Origin of the sequence: Microcystis sp. M165S2 (assembly GCF_020245885.1) — a bacterium.
Lineage (GTDB): Bacteria > Cyanobacteriota > Cyanobacteriia > Cyanobacteriales > Microcystaceae > Microcystis.
In genome coordinates, this window is record NZ_JADBTZ010000365.1 from 1 (window position 1) to 3,692 (window position 3,692).

Genomic DNA, 3,692 nt, shown 5'->3' on the forward strand with positions numbered 1-3,692 from the left:
AGTCTGTAGAGCGACCATAAGACCAGAACAGAGTAAATCTGTTAAGGCAGGTGCGAAACCCCGCAAGGGAAAGAAGCAGAAACCTAAATCGTGAGGTTTGGGAATCACCGTCCGTTTACGGCGGTGAGGATGTCAATAACCTATACTAACCGCGCTTTAGGAGTCAGCAGTTTTCATGGATTCCGTGACAACCCTCCAATGTCAAAACCTAACCTGTCTATCCCCGAACGCTCTCACTAATAGATTCTGTGAAAAATGCGGTACTCCTTTAGTTAAGCGCTATTTATGGATGATGGGTGATTGGGTGAGAACCTATTATCATGTTGGTGAGCTAATTGATAATCGTTATTTGGTCAAACAACCACAAATTGTTCTTGATACTAAACCCGCTCAAGCACCCCAAGCGCCGGACGAACCTCCTAGCTGGATTTCCCTCTACCTAAAATTATTACCCTTCCATCTCCACATTCCCCAAGTCTATGGCTATATTCCCAGTCCCGATGAACGCTTAAATATGGACATCTGGCTGTTGGAATACGGCACTATTCCCCTCGATGAAACGGGAGAATTAATTTATCCGGAACTATTGCCCACTCTGGCCGAGGTTTGGTCGCAAGCTTCTGATTTAAGGCAAATTCACTGGTTATGGCAAATGGCCAAACTCTGGCATCCCCTCCAGAAAAAAGCTGTGGTCTCTAGTCTGCTCAACCCTTCTCTGACGAGAGTGAATAATCAGCTGCTGCAATTGCTAGAATTAAGCAAAGACGAGGCTACCGCTCCCAATTTACGAGATTTAGGGGCTCTGTGGGCCGGTCTGATGCCGACGGCAGCCGCTAATATTCAAGATTTTCTCGCATCCCTGACCCAAGAGCTAGAATCCGGTGATCTCGATCGCCCAGAATCCCTGATCGCTATCCTCGATTATGCACTACAGCACTACGGTGGAGGTCAAGAACGCAGCTATGAGATTTTTACCCGCACCGATACCGGTCCGCTGCGGGAACACAACGAGGATGCCTGTTATCCCCCGACTAATCAGGCCATAACCCTCGCTCATGGTCAAAATCCCCTGGCGATTGTCTGTGATGGCATCGGTGGTCAGGAAGGGGGCGAAATCGCTGCTCAATTGGCGATCGAAACCCTGCCTAGGGAAATTAATCGCAGTCCCACCACTGATATTGAAGTCTATCCCGAGAGTCACAGTCTTGTCCTCGAACAGGCGATTCGTGTCACCAATGATCTGATCAGTCAACGCAATGATCAGGAGTCAAGACAAGAGCGTCAGCGCATGGGTACGACTCTAGTTATGGCTTTTGCCCAGGCCCAGGAAATGTACGCGGCCCATGTGGGGGATTCCCGCATCTATTGGATTACTCCCCACAGTTGTCATCAAGTGACGGTGGATGATGATCTCGCTTCCAGGGAAGTGAAATTAGGCTATCTCCTCTATCGTGATGCCATACAGTATCCCAACGCCGGGGCCTTGGTGCAAGCTTTGGGCATGAGTAGCGCCACTAATCTCCATCCCACTGTTCAGAGGTTGATTATTGATCAAGATTGTGTTTTTCTCCTCTGTTCCGATGGTTTGAGTGATTATGATCGGGTAGAACAATACTGGGACAGTGAAATTCTGCCTCTTTTGCGAGGGGAGAAAACTGTAACCGCTGTGGGGGAAAGTTTATTACAACTAGCTAACCAGAAAAACGGTCACGATAATTCCACCATCGCCCTAGTTTATTGTCGGGTAGTTCCTAAGGCTGAACCTGTCACGCCTTTAGTTTATGCTCAGGCCAAAGAACGGATTATTCCCGATCTTTATGACCAAGATTTTGATTACAGCGGGGACACCTACTCCGGAGAAGAAGTGGTGACAGCAATACCCACTCCCCCCCCCGCATCTTCTTCGGTTTCTAGTCATACTTCTCCCCCCGCGCTCACTAGGGTTTCACCCCTAGTCGTAGGAGCGATCGCTGTCGGTGTTCTCGGTTTGCTGGCTGCGATCGCTTGGCAATTCCTGAGTCCTCATCCCGCTTCCAATCCATCGATTTCTCCCACACCCGTCACCGGTCCGACTCCCACTCCGGGGACGATACCCCCTGCACCCGTCACTGGTCCGAGTCCCACTCCGGGGACGACACCTTCCGCACCTGTCACCAGTCCGAGTCCGGGGACGACACCTCCCGCACCTGTCACCAGTCCCACTCCCCACAATCCCTAATTCATAATTCCCACTTCCCCACTTCCCCACTTCCCTATATGTGACTGAAGATTAATCGGCTTGTCGGGGGTTGCCAGGGCGAGTTAAGATAAAATGCCCGATTAACTGCCGAGTCTATCCTATGGTTGATGCTGCGACGTTCTCCTCCGACACCTCCGCGATCATTGATGCCTTTGAAACGCCTCTAGAGTTTAACTTTCAACTGCCGGATCCCGAAGATGAAACCATCCAAGATCATGACTTTCAGCAGCAACTGGATTCTTTTTGGAAAGTTTGCGATCGCTTTGATTTGCAAACGGAAATCTGGCGGGGGCGAATTTTGCGAGCTATTCGCGACCGGGAAAAGCAAGGCGGTGATAGTCGCGGTACAGGCTTTTTAAACTGGTTAAAACAGCGAGAAATCACTAAAAGTCAAGCTTATGCTCTGATTCAATTGGCTAATAGTGCCGATACTCTCCTAGCAGAAGGACAACTGGATCCCGATAGTATCAATAATTTTAGTAAACGCGCCTTCGTAGAAACGGCCAAATCTGCCCCCGAAATTCAAAAATTAGTCAGTGATGCGGCCCGACAAGGGGAGAGAATTACCCGTCGGGAGGTGAAGCAATTGGCCGATGAATGGACGGCGATGAGTTCAGATTTACTACCCGATGAGGTGAAAGAAAAAGCCAGCGATGGTAGTTTACCGGCGCGTCATCTCGCCCCTCTAGTGAAAGAATTAGAAAAGTTACCCGATACTCATATCGAAACTCTCCGTCAAGAAATCGCCGCTAATCCCGATGTGGACACAGTAAAATTAATCACCTCGGAAGCACGCAGTTTAGCCAAATATCTCGATGCGGCAGCCCAAGTACAAACTCTCCGACGGGGTAATTTAGATATTGAAATGGCTCTAGAAGAAGCTTTGCGCGTCGATTGTCTAAATACGGCGGCGGATCTGGTTAAACAAGCCACACAATTAGAGCAAGCCGTAGCTAAACTTTATACTACTTGGAAACGTTTGGGTAGTTTGTCCGATCGCCTCTATGTGGATACAGGAGCAAGTAATCCCCATCTGCGATCGATGTTAACCTGTTTGGAAAGTTTAACCAGTGAAGTGATCGAAGTAGAACTGGATGAAGGTGGGCAAAAAATTGTACGTTTACGCATTATCAGCGATGGGGGAAGTTAGATGCTTTTTTGGTGGTTGGGTGTTGGGTGTTGGGGTGTTAGGGTTTTAGGGTGTTAGGGTTTTAGGGTTTTAGTTGAAATTCCCCTATCCCCCCATTACCCTATTCCCCTAACGGCTTGCTGCTATAATCTCTGAATATCCTCAACTTTTTTGACATCCTCGCCGCCGTAAACGGACGGTGATTCCCAAACCTCACGATTTAGGTTTCTGCTTCTTTCCCTTGCGGGGTTCCGCACCTGCCTTAACAGTTTTACTCTGTTCTGGTCTTATGGTCGCTCTACAGACTGACACCGCAAGTCCTGC

The 3,692-nt window shown here is 48.9% G+C and carries 2 protein-coding genes; both read left to right on the forward strand.

Features of this window, described 5'->3' with window-relative positions:
• Window positions 1–175: 175 nt before the first annotated feature.
• The gene (locus IM479_RS18075) at window positions 176–2,218 is read left to right on the forward strand and encodes a PP2C family protein-serine/threonine phosphatase (protein ID WP_287685551.1); all 2,043 of its coding nucleotides are present in this window, start codon (window positions 176–178) and stop codon (window positions 2,216–2,218) included.
• 121 nt (window positions 2,219–2,339) lie between these two features.
• On the forward strand, window positions 2,340–3,389 hold the full coding sequence (locus tag IM479_RS18080; protein ID WP_286826067.1) for a hypothetical protein: 1,050 nt from the start codon (window positions 2,340–2,342) through the stop codon (window positions 3,387–3,389).
• Window positions 3,390–3,692: the final 303 nt, after the last annotated feature.

What these genes read in the sequence shown, in the direction of transcription:
- IM479_RS18080 (WP_286826067.1), top strand. Translation starts at nt 2,340, where the DNA reads ATGGTTGATGCTGCGACGTTCTCCTCCGACACCTCCGCGATCATTGAT.
- IM479_RS18075 (WP_287685551.1), top strand. Translation starts at nt 176, where the DNA reads ATGGATTCCGTGACAACCCTCCAATGTCAAAACCTAACCTGTCTATCC.